The following is a 17028-nucleotide window of genomic DNA, read 5'->3' on the forward strand; positions in this document are numbered from 1 at the left end:
ATAAAGCCATCTCCAGGCACCTCGCACCCCTTGTCAGGTAGGCTTTCTGGCCTTTCATTTCAGCCTCTCAAGTTTTGCTTTTCAAAAGCATTGACTTTAGGGGCCAATCTCCATGAGTTTGGCACTCAATCTCAATGACTTTGGTGGTCAATCTCTATGAGTTTAAAACCGAAGGGGTAAATGGAAGAAAGAAAAATTAGTAACTCTTCGATAACCGGCTGTGTGACATGCGGTTATGCGGAGCTTACTGAAGCGGTGCCGACTTGCAGGCGTTGGGTGCCCTAATCTGAATGGATTTGGCGATGGTTGGCGCAATGCGGTCAACCGTCACGGGCAAGTTGATGCGCTGTGGTTTGATGCCTGTCCCGTAAAAAATGATGGGGAAGGGTACGAACGATGCGCGTGCGACATAATTGTCTTGATTGTCTTCGTTGTACAACTGCCATCCTGGCGCAACCTCTATGAGCAAATCGCCACTGACAGCGGGGTTGTAAGGACTCTCGGTGGCGTTGCGTATGCCCGCAATCTGAATGAGGAAGTCTTTCGAACGCGAGATAACGTCCTCGTAAGAGAGCAGCCTGTCTTCAATGAGCTTGCGGTTCAAATATATTTGGTTGCGGTAGCATGTCTCCACATAGCGGGCTTGTCCATAGATGGCCCCAAGGTACATGTTCAGCAGGTTGGCCGTTCGGTTGATGTAGAACGTCCCGGTTGGGATGCGGTATTTGGCATAGTCAACCTTTGGGTCTTCGGTGTATCCCGTACTGGTGAGTACGAAGAGCACCCGATTGGCACCTACTGCCTGTTCGATGCGGGTAATGAGCGACGCCAGGGTCTTGTCCAATCCGCGGTAAACGGCCTCTAAATCCGTTCGCCATGCATCGGTATTGCCGCCTGTCGCCGACAGGGTGACTGACAAAAAGTCGGTAACTTCGTCCTTACCCATGGCATTGTTGACCACGCAGCTCACGGAGGCGTTGCTCACAGCGTCGTTCTGTTGCGTCTTCTCTTTGCCGGGTCGGGGCCTGGTACTGCTGTAGGCGTTGATCCATTTGCGGGCTTTTTCGCCGTAATAATTTGACGTTGTCCAGCTTCCGGTCTTCTCATCTATCCAGATGGCACCATCTGCTGCATGTCCTGCTGACAGCACGGCAGCTTCTCTGTTGGCCGCCAGACCGTAAACGATGGCCGAACCACCGCTCGAAACTTTCAGTTCGTCACCAATGGTGGACGTGGACATGCGTTGCGGTGAGGACTTATGTTGGGTGTCATCAACACAGAACACTGGGCGCAACGTCTTTCGGTCGAGCCACTGCGTGCTGATGATATTATGGTAATAGGGGGTAGTTCCGGTGACGATGGTGGCTATGGCGGAAGCCCGGTCGACAGGCGTGAACGGGTAACTGGCAGCTTCGTAGACGCTGCCTTTCTGCAATAGTTTCTTGAAACCGTCTTGGGAATAAAGTGGCGAATAATGCTCTATATAATCGTTGCGCAACTGGTCGATGGTGATGTTCACCACCAATCGCGGTGCAGCTTGCAGGGTTTGCGCCTGAACAGTGGTTCCCGTGAGGGTTGCGACAATCATCGCGGAAAGGCATTTATTCGTCATTTTACCGGTTTTCTATAGGTGTGAATTATCAACCATCCATACCTTAAAAGTAAAGACAGTGCCATAATGACCATGCCTTCTGCATAGGTTTGGAAGAAAGCTAGCATGAGATTGGCCACCAACAACAGGCTGTACAGCTTGATGTAGGAATGAAGTCTGCCCATGCGCAAGGCTTTGATGGTGGGGAAGAGGTAGAAAAGGTTGAGCGGACAGAGCAGCAGAATTTGGAAATTCAGTTGCACCGTGGGGTGTTGGGAGAAAACCATGGCCAGCAAAATGAGGCCGGCTGTGCCTGTGACAAGCATGACAATGAGGTCGTAAATCCAAAGAATGCGCCGTGTTTTCCATTCGACCAAGCATGTGATGAGCGTGAGGATGAGCCACAGAATGGCACAAACTACTGGTGTGACGGCAGCTTTTTCCTCAGGTTTCTCGATAGGTTGAATGAGGAACGACGTGCTTTCTACGAGGTTTCTTCGCTGTCCTTGACGGTCAATCACAAGGGCATGGGCGAAATCTTCCCGCAGACTGTCGGGCAGAAACTGCTGTTGTGCGTTGTCTGTCTTAGCGTCGGCCTTGACCCCGAGCAACAGGTCGTTGCCGAATTGGGCCCATCGATGCTGCTCGTTCCACTGATGAATCATTTGGCGGTACGAGGTGGTTACGTTCTTGTTCTCCGCATACAGCACGTTGCCGTTGATGTGGTTAACAATCATATCGCGTGCCCGGGTGGTGCAATTATCATAAAAATAGTTGTATCGATACACGCGGTTCTCGGGCCGGTAGTTCACGTCAATGGCTTGTGTGATGGCCCATTTTTCTTCTCTGGTGAGGTTGAGCTGTTGTTCTTTCACCCAACTACCTCTGCGGGCGTATGAGGCAATGAAGTCATTAATGTCTTGAATGCCCATTTCATAGTCGGTGAGCCCGAATACAAAGCGTAAGATGAAGTAGCTTTTCTGGAAGGAAAACATGCCATAGTTGACGACGATGTCTTGCTGGCGGCCAACATCGTTGTAATGAATGGCAGTGTGCCCGTAATACGAATAGATTTGGTCGCCGGGGCCACAAGTAAGTAAGCTAATCTTGACCGAGTCCATACTTTTGAGCAGGACGCTGTCTACTTGCGCATTGGTTTGCTGCGTGGTCAAAAGGAATGCAACCAATACCAGTAAATACTTTAAATGCGTGGTAAAACGTTTCACGATGCAAAAATAACTTATATTTCCCACTTAATGTGCGTTTAATTAGAAAATTTTCGATATTTTTGCATCCAAAATAGAAATCAGAACAGAATGAAAAAAGTAGCAGGTGCCCTTTTGTTGGCAGCTTTCACTATATCTACGTTTGCTCAAAGTGGCACGAATTCTCCTTATAGCCAGTATGGTTTGGGTCTGTTGTCTGACCAGACCAGCGGATTCAACCGTGGCATGAACGGATTGGGTTATGGTTTCAGGGAGAACGACCAGGTGAATTTCATCAATCCTGCCTCTTATTCAGCCTTCGATTCGCTCACCTTTGTGTTCGATGCGGGCATCTCTGGGCAACTCACTAATTTCGCTGAGAATGGTAAAAAGAAGAATGCGAAAAATGCAGACCTTGAATATGTGGTCGCTGGTTTGCGTCTGGCCAAGCATTTGGGCTTGAGCTTTGGTTTGGTTCCTTTTACCAACGTTGGATATAATTATGCCAATACCTTGACCATCAACGTGGATGAAAACTACGCAAAGACTACGGCAACCAATACTTACGCCGGCAATGGCGGCTTGCATCAGGTGTACTTGGGGACGGGATGGGCACCATTCAAGGGTTTCTCTTTGGGCGCCAATATCTCTTATCTATGGGGGGAGTTGAACCGATCGGTCGTGAACAGCTATAATGACCAGTCGGTTAATACTGTTTCAAAGTTTTATTCGGCACAGGTAAGGAATTACAAATTGGATCTTGGATTGCAATATACGGCTCAATTGTCGAAGAAAGACCAGGTTACCTTGGGCGCTGTGTATAGTCTGGGACATAAGCTCGGTGCTGATCCAACGTTGGATGTTATCTCGCGAAATCCGCAAACTGGCGTGCAAGACACTACCGCTTATAGCATAACCAACGGCCTGGAACTGCCTACAGCGATAGGAGGAGGATTGGCTTGGAACCACCAAAACCAATTGAAGTTGGGCGTTGATTATCTGCTGCAGCAGTGGTCAAAAACCGAATCTCCTGTCTATTCCATCGCCAGTGGTGTGCCACAGTACGCACTGTCGAAGAATGAATTCAACGATCGGCATCGATTTACGGTCGGTGGAGAGTTCTGCCATGATGTGAACAGTCGCAACTTCTTCAAACGAATCCGCTATCGGTTAGGTGCTTCCTACGCTACACCTTATATGAAAGTAAATGGGGTGGATGGCCCAAAGGAAATCAGCGTGAGTGCAGGTTTCGGCATTCCCATCGTCAATGCTTACAACAATCGGTCGTTGTTGAATATCTCTGCGCAGTGGGTTCGACAGGATTCGAAGGTCTTTATCACAGAGAATACGTTTCGTATCAATATCGGACTGACCTTCAACGAGCGTTGGTTCGCTAAATGGAAGGTTAATTAATCTGCTTTGTGAGGCAGGGAAGGTAACTGAATGGTCAAGAAGTCTGTCATACCTATCTTATTATTGTTGCACATTCTGTTTTTCATTTCGTGCGAAAAACAGAGGGAACATATTGCGCCTGCCATTCATGAACGCGACTCGGTGCCTATGATGACTACCTATGGGGTGAACCAGTTGATATCCGACTCGGGCGTCATCAAGTATAAAATAGTGACAGAACGATGGGAAATCTACCAAAATGAAACCTCTCAAAAGTCGGTTTTCATCAAGGGAGCTTTCTTGGAACAGTTTGATGAGAGTTTCCATGTGCAGTCCTACATACAATGCGATACGGCCTACTATTACACCGACAAGCAGCTTTGGGAACTGCGGGGACGGGTGAAGATATTGACCAAAGACGGACTGGACTTTACCAGTGAGGAGTTGTTTCTGGATAGGCGAGCACACGAGTTGTATTCGCGTAAGTACTCAAAACTTGTCACTCCCAAGCGAACGCTGCAAGGAAGTTATTTCCGAAGTGATGAGAGGATGACCCGATACCTTGTGACCAACAGTAGGGGTTCGTTTGAAAAATCCGACTTTACGGGCGAGTCTGACACCACTACCGTGGCAGTAGATAGCCTCAATACTTTCAGTCGTCCGCAAGCATCACCACGACCTAAGATGCCAACGACCCCTTGATAAGGATTTGAACAATGAATGAACAAGTTGATTTAACGCTGATTATCGGCATCCTCATCACGATGATACTCTCTGCTTTCTTTTCAGGAATGGAGATAGCTTTCGTGTCCAGCAACCGTATGCTCGCACAGATGGACAAGGAGAAAATGGGTATTTCGAAGCGCTTCTTGTCTCTTTTCTTCAACAACCCCAATAGCTTTGTCAGCACTATGCTGGTGGGAAACAACATTGTGCTGGTGGTATATGGTATCTTGATTGCGCGTCTCTTTGATCAAACAATCTTTTCCGGGATGGATGCCGCATTCACCGTGCCGGCAGATACGGTGCTGTCGACGTTGATTATCTTGTTTACGGGCGAGTTTTTGCCAAAAACACTGTTTCAAAGCAACCCCAACCGACTGATGCAAGTGTTCGCCTTTCCTGCCTATTTGTTTTACGTCATCTTATGGCCTATCAGCCGTTTCGCAACCTTTTTATCTGGGCTGATTCTTCGGCTGTTCAGGGTTCGCATTCCGAAAGACGCCATCTCGGGTGGATTTTCCAAGGTTGATTTGGATTATCTGATTCAATCAAGCATTGATAACGCGCGAAGTAATGAGGAAATAGAGAATGAGGTGAAAATCTTTCACAATGCACTTGATTTCCCAGACACGAAGGTGCGCGACTGCATGGTGCCGCGAACTGAGATTAATTCGGTAGACATCAATACGTGCACACTCGATGAATTGAGACAGAAATTCATTGAGAGTGGTAATTCAAAAATCATTGTTTACACGGATGATATCGATCACATCAAAGGCTATATCCACAGTTCAGAACTGTTTAAGAATCCATCTTCATGGAAAGATGGTATCCGTTCCATGCCTTTTGTGCCTGAAACCATGCCCGCACAGAAGCTCATGCAAATACTTTTGCAGCAGAAAAAAAGCCTGGGAGTGGTGGTCGATGAGTTTGGAGGAACCAGCGGTATCGTCTCTTTGGAGGACATTGTGGAGGAGATATTCGGTGAGATAGAGGACGAACACGACAGCCTAAAATATGTCGCCAAGCAGACTAACGAGGATGAATACCTGTTGTCGGCTCGGCTGGAGATAGACAAAGTGAACGAAATGTTCAGCTTGGATTTGCCCGAAAGCGAGGAGTACATGACGCTTGGTGGGTTGATATTGAATGCCTATCGTAGCTTCCCGAAGTTGAATGAGATTGTCAAAATAGGAAAATTCGAGTTCAAGATTATCAAGATTGCTACCGCTAAAATAGAGCTGGTTCAGCTGAAAGTTCTGCCCGAATGACCCTATAAAAGGGCTTGAACGCAAAATTTCAACTGAAAAATTCATGCGTTTGCTAAGAATTTAGTATTTTTGTACGCATTTTGTAAGTAACTAACAGTACCATGGCACAGGTTGTTATGTTATTTTGTAGTACGAACAATGCTTCAAGACGAATATAAAAAACAAAAAATAAAACAGTATAATTAACAATGGCAGCATTAGGAAAAATTAGAAAAAGAGGCCTGATCTTGATTAGTATTATCGGTTTGGGTCTTTTTGCGTTTATTGCTGAAGAGGGATTTCGTTCATGCGAAGCATCCCGAAACGACCGACGTCAGCAGATAGGCGAAGTGTTAGGTGAGAAAGTCAGCGTGCAAGACTTTCAAAAACTCATTGATGAGTATTCGGAAGTCATCAAGATGCAACAAGGTGTGAACAACCTCAATGAGATGCAGTTGAACCAAGTGAAAGACATGGTTTGGCAAACTTACATTCAGACCAAGGTGGTAGAGAATGAAGCCAACAAGCTGGGACTGACCGTAACAGATGCCGAATTGCAGAATATCTTGAATGAAGGAACCAACCCCATGTTGATGCAAACACCGTTTGTGAATCAACAAACGGGTCGTTTTGATGCGAATTCGCTGAAGAAGTTCCTCGCTGATTACAAGACACAGCAAACCGCCAATCCACAACTTGCAGAGCAATATCAAGCATTGTACAAGTATTGGACGTTCATAGAGAAGACGCTTCGTCAACAATTGCTGGCGCAAAAATATCAAAGTCTTCTTGCAAGTTGCATCCTCTCTAACCCTGTTGAGGCCAAAATGGCATACAAAGAGGCCAATGAGGAGAGTCAGATAGAGCTGGCTACGTTCCCTTATTCAAGTATTGAAGATAGCAAGGTGAAAATCTCTGACGCTGACTTGAAGGCGAAATACGAAGAAGTGAAGGGCCGTTTCAAGCAGTATGTAGAAAGTCGTGACATCAAGTATGTGACGGTACAGGTAGCACCTTCGGCAAACGACCGTGCGGCTTTGCAGAAGTCATTCACGAAATATACAGCCGACTTGGCCGCAGCAGCCGACCCTGCAAACGCTGTACGCAAGAGTACGTCATTGGTGAACTATTTAGGTTTGCCTGTTGCCAAGACAGCTTATGCGGCTGACATCGCCGACAGACTTGACTCCATGGCAGTTGGACAGACCTTTGGTCCGTTCGAAAGTCAGATGGATAACACGCTGAATGTTATTAAACTGGTTTCTAAACAATTGTTGCCCGACTCGGTGCAGTACCGCCAAATTCAGGTAATGGGTGCGACAGCTGACGAAGCTCAGAAGCGTGCTGACTCCATTTACACCGCATTGAACGGTGGTGCCGATTTCGAGTTGCTGGCCAAAAAATATGGACAAACGGGCGAAAAGACCTGGTTGACGACCGCACAATATCAGCAAGCTCCGTCTATGGACGCTGATACAAAGACGTATATCAATACACTCAATAATCTTGGCGTTAGCGAAACGAGAAACATGAAGCTGGGTCAAGGCAATGTCATCATACAGGTTGTTGACCGCAGGGCGATGATTAACAAATATACGGCTGCCGTCATTAAGAAGACCATCGATTTCTCTAAGGAGACTTATTCAACCGCCTATAACAAGTTCAGCTCATTTGTCAGTGCCAACCAGACACCGGATAAAATTGCTAAGAATGCAAAAGGCTGTGGTTACACGGTGCAGGAAGCAAAGGATATCACCACTTCTACACATACATTGGTGGGCATCAACGACACTCGTGACGCTCTGAAATGGTTGTTCGAGGCGAAAGAAGGTGAAATATCTCCAATGTACGAGTGCGGTAACAACGACCAGTTGTTGCTCGTGGTGCTTGACAAGATTCATCCAAAGGGCTATCGTGCTTACGATGATCCACAAGTGAAGGAGATGTTGAAAGCCGAGGTAATGCGTGACAAGAAGGCCGAACAGTTGATGGCTAAGGCCAAGGACGTGAAGTCTGTGTCTGCTGCTAAGGCGAAGGGAGCTACCGTTGCTCCTGTCAATCAGGTAACCTTCTCGGCACCGGTGTTTGTGATGAGTACAGGTGCCAGTGAGCCTGCTTTGAGTGGTGCGGTTGCTGCTACGGCAAAAGGACAGTTCTCTGCCAAGCCTGTTAAGGGCAATGCAGGTGTCTATGTCTTCCAAGTAACCAACCGGACTACCCGTCCTGGTAAGTTTGAAGCAAAGGCAGAAGAAGATAAAGCTAGGCAGAAGGCATTGCAGTTTGCAGGCAACTTCATGAACGAATTGGTGATAAAGGCCGGCGTAGTTGATGATCGCTACTTGTTCTTCTAATGAGATAGATATCAAATTGCTCATCGTTAGGGTGGCTCAATCAATGGTATTGACCAACTAACGTTGCATCGAAATATAAAAAACTCCGCGTACTTGTTTGAGTACGCGGAGTTTTTTGTAGGTTAACAGCCAAATAGACAGGCACGTGTAGAAACCGTTTCAGCTTGCTACCTTTGCGTCCAAGAATTCGATGTTCAATCAGAATGGGATCTATTGCATGGCTATGTGCTTCATTCCGGTTGCCTATTTGTCGATGTATCTTTTCACAATGTCTTGATAGTTCTCAATCCGTCGGTCACGCAAGAATGGCCACCAGCGGCGTACTTGTTCGCTATGGTCGAGGTCGAGGTCTATCACCACGCTCTCTTCATCGTCATCGCACGCCTGATAATACAGTTCTCCTTGTGGACCAACCACAAACGAACTACCCCAAAAGTTAATGCCATTGGTTTGTCCAGAAGGGTCGTCTTCGTGTCCAACTCGGTTTACTGTGATGACGGGAATGCCGTTAGCTACCGCATGCCCGCGCTGAACGGTCATCCATGCGTTGCGTTGTCGCTGCTGCTCATCCTTGTCATCGCTGCTTTCGTAACCAATGGCCGTGGGGTAGATGAGCAGTTGTGCGCCTTGCAATGCCATGAGTCGGGCTGCCTCTGGATACCATTGATCCCAACATACCAGCACACCTAAGCGACCGATGGACGTGTCGATGGGGTGGAACCCCAAGTCGCCAGGCGTGAAATAGAACTTTTCATAGTAAGCAGGGTCGTCAGGTATGTGCATCTTGCGGTATTTCCCAGCGATAGTTCCGTCTTTCTCTATCACCACTGCTGTGTTGTGATACAGGCCGGGAGCCCGCTTTTCAAATAGCGAAGTGATGATGACCACCTCTAATTTTTTAGCCAACTTGCCGAAGAACTCTGTAGAAGGACCCGGGATTGGTTCTGCCAAATCGAAGTTGTTTACATCCTCCACCTGACAAAAGTAGAGCGAGTTGTGCAGTTCTTGCAACACAATGAGCTGTGCGCCACGCTGCGCCAAGTCGGTGATGTTCTCGGCTATTTTCTTTTTGTTATCGTCTACACATTTTGTGTTCCGCAATTGTAGTATTCCTATTCTTATTTCATGCATATTTTTTAGTTTATGAGTTTATGAGGTTTGAGTTTACGAGTTTACAAGTTTACGAGTTCACAAGTTGATAGCTTTGCCAATCATAAAGTTCAATGTTCAAAGTTCAAAGTTCAAAGTTCAATGTTCAAAGTTAGCATTTGTTGCATGGTGAGGCAGTGCAGCGAACCATGTTGCTTGATAACCGTTGTGGCATCTATAGGAATGATGTCGCGGTGGGGGAAGGCCGTCCCAATGATGTCGAGTGCTTGCTCATCCAGTTCGTCTTGTTGATAAGTTGGAACTATCACCGCCCCATTAATGACCACAAAGTTGGCGTAAGTGGCTGGCAGACGCTCGCCTTGGTAGTAAATAGGCTGGGGTATAGGGAGCTTGAGCAATCGATAGGACTTGCCTTCAATGGTGCGAAACGTTTTCAACTGTCGTTCCATTTTTTTGAAATCATCGTATTGCTCGTCCTCCTCGTCATCGGTACCTATATATAATAAGGTATCATCTGGGGCAAAGCGCACGGTTGTGTCTATGTGTCCATCTGTGTCATCACCTACCAGCTTTCCATGGTCTATCCACAAGATGCGGTCGGCGTGCAATCTGTCCAGTAACGTTCGTTCTATTTCTTGCTTTGTCAGCGGTTGGTTTCTGTTTGGAGCGAGCAAGCAGAGACTGGTGGTCAGGATGGTTCCCTTGCCGTCGCTCTCGATGGAACCTCCCTCTAAGACAAAGTCGTTGTAATCTACATATTCGCCTTTTACAGCGTTTTGCGCTACCAACTGCCTGTTGATGAGGTTGTCCTTGGAGGCTTCAAACTTGTTTCCCCAACCGTTGAATTGGAAATCTAAAAGTAGAGGAGCAGCCTTGTCGTCCTTCGGCAGCAAGGTGATGAAGCCATGGTCGCGTGCCCAGGTGTCGTTGAGAGGACATTCTACGAACCTGATTCGTTGGCATTCCTGTGCTGTGAAGTGGCGTTTTGTTTCTGCCACATCTTGTGTGACGATGAGCACCTCCTGATATTTTGCAATCACCCTTGCCAGTTGCACCTCGGTGTCAACGATGTCTTGCAAATAGGGTTGCCAGTCGGTATGGGCATGCGGCCATGTCAATTGCACCGCTTTTTGCGGCTCCCATTCGGCAGGCAGGTAGTAGGGTGTCTTGTCTTTTGTCATCAGTTTATTCATTGTCGATACTTTATCGTTACAAATATACACTAAAAAAGCGATTTACAACCTATACAATTAAAATATATGCAACGAGGAAGATGGAATGAGGCATTAGACCGGTGCTTAGCCATTTTTTATCACGGTACAGTCGGTTGATTCTTATATTTTTTGTGTACATTTGCCAATGTATGATAGAAATCAAGGATGCCACCATCAAAGTGGATAGCCACGTTGTATGCAAAGACCTGTCGTTTATGGCTATGGATGGGCAGTTGACGTGCGTGCATGCACAAGATACAGAGGCTTTGGAGGCTTTGCTGCACGCCTTTTTAGGCTTGCAGCCGCTCGAAAGCGGGTATGTGTCGGTAGATGGCGAGCGTGTCACCCCTCTGTCGGCTCCTTTCTTTCGGCAGATGATGGCATACGTTCCCAGCAAATTTGAGTTTGGCGACATATCCGTGTCCTCGCTTTTCCATTTGCTGGTAGACATGGAAGCACCAGCACGACACGAGCAAAAGACGGCTCTTTTAAGGCAATGGCAGTTGTTGGGCGTTGACAAGTCGTGTTATGAGCAGCAGTTGTGCTCGCTTCCAAGCGACGTGCAACAATGCGTCATGCTATCGTTTGCTGGCGTTCTCAATCGAAATATAATTCTTCTCAATCAGCCAACGGCTTGGCAGACACCCGAAAGTGTGCCTTTGGTGCTGTCGTATATGCAGTCGATGAAGGCCGACGGGCATCTTGTCTTGTGGACAACCACCGACGAGCAAGTTGCCGAAATGGCTGATGTGGTTATCAATTTGACACCGTAGACAAAATGGACATCACTTTCATGCAATGTATGTTGGGACTCTTGCTGTTGCTTGTTCCCTGCTATGTTTTTTATGTGTTCAACATCCCACTGCTCACGAAGACGCTTCGTTCGTTCCTTAAAATGGCGGGCAGCCTTTTGGTGCTGGGTGTGTTGCTGTACGAAGTTGTCACACTTGACAACCCGTTCTTTACGCTGTTGTTCTCTCTGCTCATCGTCGTTTGGGGAGCCACGTTGTCCATTGTGCGGGCCAAGTTGCCCCTGCGGCAATTGTTTCTGCCCGTATTGGCCGGTACGTTTGCAGGCATTCTGGTGGTTGGTCTGTATGTGCTGTTGTTGGTTATGGGAGGCACAAACGTGTTTGAACCCCGTTATGTGATACCAGTCGTGGCGATGCTGACCGGGCATCTCATCCACGCAAACAGCAAAGCCCTGTATGTTTACTATATGGGATTGCGCCACCATGGGCAGCTTTACCACTATTTGCTGGCCAATGGTGCCACCCACAGCCATGCGCTCGGCTACCTGTTGCGGCGTGCAATACAGCAGTCGGCCCTGCCCAGTCTGTCAGGCATGGGGTGGGTTGTCATGGGTGTGTCGCCGTTGGTGATGTGGGGCATGCTGTTGGGAGGCGCCAGTGTGCTCACAGCCGTGGCGTGCCAGGTGGCGCTGTTGGTGGCCATGTTTACGGCAGCGGTACTCTCCATCATCGTCACCGTGGCAGTCTCGCGCCGATATTTGCTGGATGATTATGCCCAATTAAAGGGGACTGAGCGGCAGGACACCAACTGATGACCAGCCACACACTGGGCCATGTTTTCCCCACTTCTTAGCATGAACAGGGCGAGATTTTCTCTCTGTTTTCTTTACAACAGCCCTCTCATAATTCTCGCCAAATTCATGACGTCCTTGGTTGCTTGCAAATATCGCAAGCATTTCAAGGTTTCTTATCGTTCACTGTGTCAATAAGTTATGCGAAAACGCCATTTCTTTTATCCTCTTTTTATTGATTTTTCGGTCGAAAAGCAGCCCTTTTTCCGTGCAAATGCAATGCTTTTGGTCCTCAAAAGCATGACTGTAGGCTGCCAAAGTGATACATATTACAGCGTTAACTCAATGCTATAACGGTGGCGTGCACTTGTAGAGCGTGTTGAACACGGTTGTTTTGCTTGTTTTTGTCGCTAAATATTTCTATTTCATGAAAAACTAAATGCAGTTTTTTTGTCATTTTATTTAACAGGAGGGGGAAGCCTCCCCTGACCCCTCCGAAGGAGGGGAGAGATGAGCTGAAGGACTAATCAACTTGTTTACTCGTTACCTTGTCAACTCGTCAACTAATAATTTTATCGTTAAAGTATGTAAAAAAACAAAATATCAATATTATTCTTTATTTTTGCATGGTCGTTTTCAATCAACATGCGCCTGATATTGGAGCGTGAAGCAATGGCCTTGAAATGTTAAATTCTTTACTAAATAAACACCGTATGAAGAGATTATTTGTTGCATTTATTTGCATTGTTGCTTGTTGCATGTCAACAAACGCCAAAATTAAGACAGACTTTGGATCTTATGCGTTCGGAGCCTCGGGCCTCTATGGAACAAGTGGAGATTACAACCATGGCGGTGCCGGATTGACATTGCAAAAGTTTTTTGGTGATGAGTTCCGTTTTAGCATGTTTGCCAACTATTTTTTCAAACAAAACAACGCCAGCTTTATTGAGTTTGGCACCGACTTCAACTATGTGTTTCCGTTGACTCCCAAGCTGGGCATTTATCCTGTTTTAGGTTTGGGATATTCCATCATGAAGCTGAACAATGTGATAGAGAAGCCTGCGGGTGTCGACATTCTTCCTGATGACTATGCGGACGATTCGGAAGGCAATCTCAATTTTGACCTCGGGGCGGGATGTGAGTATTATTTCACTCCATCGTTCAAAGGCTTTGCCGAGGTAAAATACCGGTACGTTAAAAACTACGATCGGACGTTGTTCCAAGTAGGAGTGGCTTACGTTTGGTAGACAACAAATTGACTATTAACTAAATATACAGATATGAGAAAATCACTGTTTGCCGTCATTGCCACCGTATGCGTGGCGATGACCCTTGGTGGGTGTCAAATTTACGGACTGGTTAAAGACGCTACCGACAAGGAAGAAGGAAAGATTATCATGAAAGATGGTAAGGAGTATGTGGGACGTGTAGAGATGCCCAATGTCAACACCAAGCGTCTCTCGATTGTGGTCAACGATGGGCAGAAGACCGTTGTGGAAGCTAAAGACATCGCCTCGCTTACCGTGTGGAAGAAGACGCATCCTGAGCGTAAGCACACGTTGAAGTATCTCCCATCAGAATTTCTGAGGAAAAAGATGCGTAAGCCATTGTGGATGGCAGTGACTGCAACAGGACCGTATGTCGAATTCTATACATGCAGTTTTGATTACTCCATTCCCTCGAGTGGATACCTTAAAATTACCAGCGTGCAGAACGGTAGCATTGAGCATCTGGCACTAAAGAAAGGCGGCAAAATGCCAAAGACGATTTCGGTCTCTGACATCAGCAAGCGACAGAAGCGCAAACTGCTGTTGGAATATCTTAATGACGATGCAGCCTTGGCGAAGAAGATAAACAATCAGGACATCCGCCCGGATGATTTTGAAACCATTGCTGAAATTTATCATCCATAAATATCGGGGTATGTTGTGTCACAAGCGCTTAGTATGCGCCTGCAAGAAATTATCAGCCAGCTTTCGCCTGTGGTGCGTTTGCTGGCTGGTCATGATGATGAGCGCATGTCCATTGAAGGTTAAGGCGCAAATCATCCGGATAGAGCTTTCTGGTGGCCTGCAATATTTCTCCGGCATGACCAAAAAGATAGGGTGGGACTATAATCTCGCAGGTAGGTGTATGGTAACAGACAACTGGTTTGCGGCTGCCCTGATACATGGTGGCTTCAGTAGGGGAACATACCCGGGCGTTTATGCCAACGAGGCGATAAGCCTAAAGCACAACCAGGATGCTTCCTTCATGGGTGTGGGTGCGGGCTATCTGCATCCTGTGAACGATCACCTACATGCTTATGCGCAGTTGTTGGGAGGCTGGGGAGCCATTGAAACGACGGGTAATCCGAAACAGAAAATAGTGACCGAGATAGAAGGACACGAGTTTAAAGGCTTCTCTGCGGCCAGCGTGTTGGGTATAGACTATTACCTGCCGTCTTCTGGAATATGGGGTGCTGATGTCGTGATACATTATATTGACGGTCATGTCATGCCCTCCATCAACCTGAAGTACGGCATCAACTTCGATTTGTAGCGATGCCATGGCTCGCAACACGTTCACAACAATCCGTTCAGTGATTGGCTGTATTCATCTGGTGCCATGCTTGCATGTTCTTCTTTTTTATTCATGCTATGGCGATGGGTCGCATGAGTATAGGGTTTTGTCTTAGAAAAAGTAGGGTTGTGAAGAGTAGGTGAAACGGAAAATAACGTTAAAGATAGGTACAAAGTTGCGTGTTTGCCGTGAAAACACTATCTTTGCAACAGCTAAATAATATAGGTAGCGTGAAGATAATAGAAGTGCTGAATGCCCTTGAACGATTCGCGCCTTTGCCCTTGCAAGCAGATTATGACAACGCTGGATTGCAAGTTGGATTGACAGAGGCGGAACTATCAGGGGCTTTATTGTGTTTGGATGTGACGGAACAGGTTGTTGACGAGGCTGTTGCGCTGGGGTGTAATCTCATAGTGGCGCACCATCCCCTGATATTCCGCAGGCTGTCGTGCATCTCCGATCAAAACTATGTGCAGCGAACCGTCATGAAGGCCATCCGTCACAACGTGGCCATCGTAGCCATGCACACCAATCTGGACAGTGCCAAAGGTGGCGTGAACTACAAGATTGCCGAGAAGATGGGGTTGCAGAACCTGTCGTTCATCGGCAAGACGCAGCTGGTTGATGGCGTGGAAGGCGGTGAGGGTGTTGTCGGATCCTTTGCAGAACCAATGGCTGCTGATGACTTCATCATGATGCTCAAACGCGAATTTGACGTGGAGTGCGTGCAGGCCAATCAGCTGTTGCGGCGACCCATCAAAACCGTTGCAATGTGTGGAGGGTCGGGTTCGTTTCTCTTGAAAGACGCATTACAGGCTGGTGCCGATGCCTTTGTGACGGGCGAAATGGGCTATCACGAGTTCTTCGACATGGAGCAGCGCATTCAGCTGGCCGTGATAGGTCATTATCAGAGTGAACAGTACACTATCGAGCTTTTGAAACAGGTTATCGAGGAGCAGTGTCCCGGAGCTGAATGTCACCTGACCAACATCAATACGAATCCAATCATCTACCTTTAATAATGGGTTGAATCAATTAAAAATAGAATAGAACATGGCAAAGAAAGATCCTACAGATTTATCAGTAGAAGAGAAGTTGAAGGCGCTTTATCAGTTGCAAACCACCCTGTCGGGCATTGATGAGAAACGAGCTTTGCGCGGGGAACTGCCACTTGAGGTGCAGGACCTGGAGGACGAGATAGCTGGTCTGACCACTCGTGTGGAGAAGATTAAGACCGACATCGACGAGTTCAAGAAGGCCATCACCCAGAAGAAGGCAGACATTACAAGTGCCGAATCGAGTGTGGAGCGTTACAAGAAGCAGCTTGACGAGGTAAAAAACAATCGTGAATACGACACGCTGACCAAGGAAATTGAGTTCCAAAGTCTTGAGATACAGCTTTGCAACAAGAAAATCAAAGAAGCTTTGATCAAGGTGGAGGAGAAAAATGCCGATTTGGCAGAGGCCGAAGAGCTGATTAAGGATCGTACGGCAGCCTTGAAGGAGAAGAAGGAAGAGCTTGATGACATCATGCAGGAAACGCGTGACGAAGAGGAAAAACTGAAAAACAAGGCCAGTGAACTCGAGGTGACGATAGAACCACGTCTGCTTTCAAGCTTCAAACGTATCCGCAAAAACTCACGAAACGGACTGGGCATTGTCTATGTGCAGCGTGATGCTTGTGGTGGTTGCTTCAACAAGATTCCGCCTCAGCGACAGCTGGACATCAAGATGCACAAGAAGGTCATCGTGTGTGAGTATTGTGGTCGTATCATGATTGATCCCGAACTGGCTGGTGTGAAAGTAGAGAAAAACGCAACGGAGGAGAAGCCAAAGCGCAAACGTGCCGTTCGAAAAACCGCAAAGAAGGACGAGGAAGATAAATAAATTGCTTCAAAGAAACATCCAGAACAAGGGTGATGCCCTTTGGATATTCGGTGGGAATATACGAAATAAGCCAAAGTAAGGCAACAATCTTACTTTGGCTTATTTTAGTTATGCGCGGCATAGATTATGAATAAAGTGGGGTCAGTCGTAAAACCCAGTTGCAACCCTCTCCCCCTCATGCACATAATTTCATAAGCCTA

Annotated in this window: 15 protein-coding genes; 11 read left to right on the forward strand and 4 right to left on the reverse strand. The window is 47.1% G+C overall.

Annotated elements, in window-relative coordinates; all coding sequences use genetic code 11:
* Positions 1–244: 244 nt before the first annotated feature.
* Positions 245–1612: an alkaline phosphatase family protein gene (locus HMPREF0650_RS01160; protein ID WP_040562007.1), complete on the reverse strand. Its 1368-nt coding sequence runs from the start codon at positions 1610–1612 to the stop codon at positions 245–247.
* The gene (locus HMPREF0650_RS01165) at positions 1609–2844 is read right to left on the reverse strand and encodes an Lnb N-terminal periplasmic domain-containing protein (protein WP_004347644.1); all 1236 of its coding nucleotides are present in this window, start codon (positions 2842–2844) and stop codon (positions 1609–1611) included. The genes HMPREF0650_RS01160 and HMPREF0650_RS01165 overlap by 4 nt, the downstream gene beginning before the upstream one ends.
* Positions 2845–2907: 63 nt before the next feature.
* On the opposite strand from HMPREF0650_RS01165, the gene bamG reads away from it, so the two are divergent.
* From bamG to HMPREF0650_RS01185, 4 genes are all read left to right on the forward strand, one after another.
* Positions 2908–4209 (forward strand): BamG family beta-barrel-assembly machinery protein, encoded by a 1302-nt coding sequence (gene bamG / locus HMPREF0650_RS01170; protein ID WP_004347645.1) that lies wholly within the window; start codon positions 2908–2910, stop codon positions 4207–4209.
* 30 nt (positions 4210–4239) lie between these two features.
* Positions 4240–4890 carry an LPS export ABC transporter periplasmic protein LptC gene (gene lptC / locus HMPREF0650_RS01175; protein WP_004347646.1) on the forward strand — a complete coding sequence of 217 codons (651 nt, stop codon included), beginning with the start codon at positions 4240–4242 and terminating at the stop codon, positions 4888–4890.
* 14 nt (positions 4891–4904) lie between these two features.
* Positions 4905–6182 carry a hemolysin family protein gene (locus HMPREF0650_RS01180; RefSeq protein ID WP_004347648.1) on the forward strand — a complete coding sequence of 426 codons (1278 nt, stop codon included), beginning with the start codon at positions 4905–4907 and terminating at the stop codon, positions 6180–6182.
* 188 nt (positions 6183–6370) lie between these two features.
* Positions 6371–8512 carry a peptidylprolyl isomerase gene (locus HMPREF0650_RS01185; protein ID WP_004347649.1) on the forward strand — a complete coding sequence of 714 codons (2142 nt, stop codon included), beginning with the start codon at positions 6371–6373 and terminating at the stop codon, positions 8510–8512.
* Positions 8513–8755: 243 nt separating this feature from the next.
* Here HMPREF0650_RS01185 and HMPREF0650_RS01190 read toward each other — a convergent pair whose 3' ends face one another.
* Both HMPREF0650_RS01190 and HMPREF0650_RS01195 read right to left on the reverse strand, forming a co-directional pair.
* Positions 8756–9643 (reverse strand): carbon-nitrogen hydrolase, encoded by an 888-nt coding sequence (locus HMPREF0650_RS01190; RefSeq protein WP_004347650.1) that lies wholly within the window; start codon positions 9641–9643, stop codon positions 8756–8758.
* A 110-nt stretch (positions 9644–9753) separates the two neighbouring features.
* Positions 9754–10815 carry an agmatine deiminase family protein gene (locus HMPREF0650_RS01195; RefSeq protein WP_004347651.1) on the reverse strand — a complete coding sequence of 354 codons (1062 nt, stop codon included), beginning with the start codon at positions 10813–10815 and terminating at the stop codon, positions 9754–9756.
* Between the two features lie 170 nt (positions 10816–10985).
* Between HMPREF0650_RS01195 and HMPREF0650_RS01200 the strand changes: the two genes are divergently transcribed.
* The 7 genes from HMPREF0650_RS01200 (at position 10986) to HMPREF0650_RS01230 (ending at position 16828) form a co-directional block, all read left to right on the forward strand.
* A complete protein-coding gene (locus tag HMPREF0650_RS01200; RefSeq protein ID WP_004347652.1) occupies positions 10986–11609 on the forward strand; it encodes a P-loop NTPase family protein in 624 nt (207 codons plus the stop codon).
* A gap of 5 nt (positions 11610–11614) precedes the next feature.
* Positions 11615–12400 (forward strand): ABC transporter permease, encoded by a 786-nt coding sequence (locus tag HMPREF0650_RS01205; protein WP_004347653.1) that lies wholly within the window; start codon positions 11615–11617, stop codon positions 12398–12400.
* A gap of 692 nt (positions 12401–13092) precedes the next feature.
* Positions 13093–13626, forward strand: coding sequence for an outer membrane beta-barrel protein (locus HMPREF0650_RS01210; protein ID WP_004347654.1), 534 nt, complete (start codon positions 13093–13095; stop codon positions 13624–13626).
* A gap of 33 nt (positions 13627–13659) precedes the next feature.
* Positions 13660–14292: a hypothetical protein gene (locus tag HMPREF0650_RS01215; RefSeq protein WP_004347655.1), complete on the forward strand. Its 633-nt coding sequence runs from the start codon at positions 13660–13662 to the stop codon at positions 14290–14292.
* Positions 14255–14920, forward strand: coding sequence for a hypothetical protein (locus HMPREF0650_RS01220; RefSeq protein ID WP_155813542.1), 666 nt, complete (start codon positions 14255–14257; stop codon positions 14918–14920). Before HMPREF0650_RS01215 ends, HMPREF0650_RS01220 begins: the two co-directional genes overlap by 38 nt.
* 251 nt (positions 14921–15171) lie before the next feature.
* The gene (locus tag HMPREF0650_RS01225) at positions 15172–15960 is read left to right on the forward strand and encodes a Nif3-like dinuclear metal center hexameric protein (protein WP_040562015.1); all 789 of its coding nucleotides are present in this window, start codon (positions 15172–15174) and stop codon (positions 15958–15960) included.
* Between the two features lie 34 nt (positions 15961–15994).
* Complete coding sequence (locus HMPREF0650_RS01230) at positions 15995–16828, forward strand: zinc ribbon domain-containing protein (protein ID WP_004347659.1); 834 nt, start codon at positions 15995–15997, stop codon at positions 16826–16828.
* Positions 16829–17028: the final 200 nt, after the last annotated feature.

The sequence above is a fragment of the Hoylesella buccalis ATCC 35310 genome (assembly GCF_000177075.1).
GTDB classification, from domain to species: Bacteria; Bacteroidota; Bacteroidia; order Bacteroidales; family Bacteroidaceae; genus Prevotella; species Prevotella buccalis.

Excerpts from the sequence above, each read along its gene's own strand:
- lptC (WP_004347646.1), top strand. The coding sequence starts at position 4,240 with ATGGTCAAGAAGTCTGTCATACCTATCTTATTATTGTTGCACATTCTG.
- HMPREF0650_RS01190 (WP_004347650.1), bottom strand. The coding sequence starts at position 9,643 with ATGCATGAAATAAGAATAGGAATACTACAATTGCGGAACACAAAATGT.
- HMPREF0650_RS01160 (WP_040562007.1), bottom strand. The coding sequence starts at position 1,612 with ATGACGAATAAATGCCTTTCCGCGATGATTGTCGCAACCCTCACGGGA.
- HMPREF0650_RS01230 (WP_004347659.1), top strand. The coding sequence starts at position 15,995 with ATGGCAAAGAAAGATCCTACAGATTTATCAGTAGAAGAGAAGTTGAAG.
- HMPREF0650_RS01205 (WP_004347653.1), top strand. The coding sequence starts at position 11,615 with ATGGACATCACTTTCATGCAATGTATGTTGGGACTCTTGCTGTTGCTT.
- HMPREF0650_RS01195 (WP_004347651.1), bottom strand. The coding sequence starts at position 10,815 with ATGAATAAACTGATGACAAAAGACAAGACACCCTACTACCTGCCTGCC.
- bamG (WP_004347645.1), top strand. The coding sequence starts at position 2,908 with ATGAAAAAAGTAGCAGGTGCCCTTTTGTTGGCAGCTTTCACTATATCT.
- HMPREF0650_RS01215 (WP_004347655.1), top strand. The coding sequence starts at position 13,660 with ATGAGAAAATCACTGTTTGCCGTCATTGCCACCGTATGCGTGGCGATG.
- HMPREF0650_RS01200 (WP_004347652.1), top strand. The coding sequence starts at position 10,986 with ATGATAGAAATCAAGGATGCCACCATCAAAGTGGATAGCCACGTTGTA.
- HMPREF0650_RS01185 (WP_004347649.1), top strand. The coding sequence starts at position 6,371 with ATGGCAGCATTAGGAAAAATTAGAAAAAGAGGCCTGATCTTGATTAGT.
- HMPREF0650_RS01220 (WP_155813542.1), top strand. The coding sequence starts at position 14,255 with ATGATTTTGAAACCATTGCTGAAATTTATCATCCATAAATATCGGGGT.
- HMPREF0650_RS01180 (WP_004347648.1), top strand. The coding sequence starts at position 4,905 with ATGAATGAACAAGTTGATTTAACGCTGATTATCGGCATCCTCATCACG.
- HMPREF0650_RS01210 (WP_004347654.1), top strand. The coding sequence starts at position 13,093 with ATGAAGAGATTATTTGTTGCATTTATTTGCATTGTTGCTTGTTGCATG.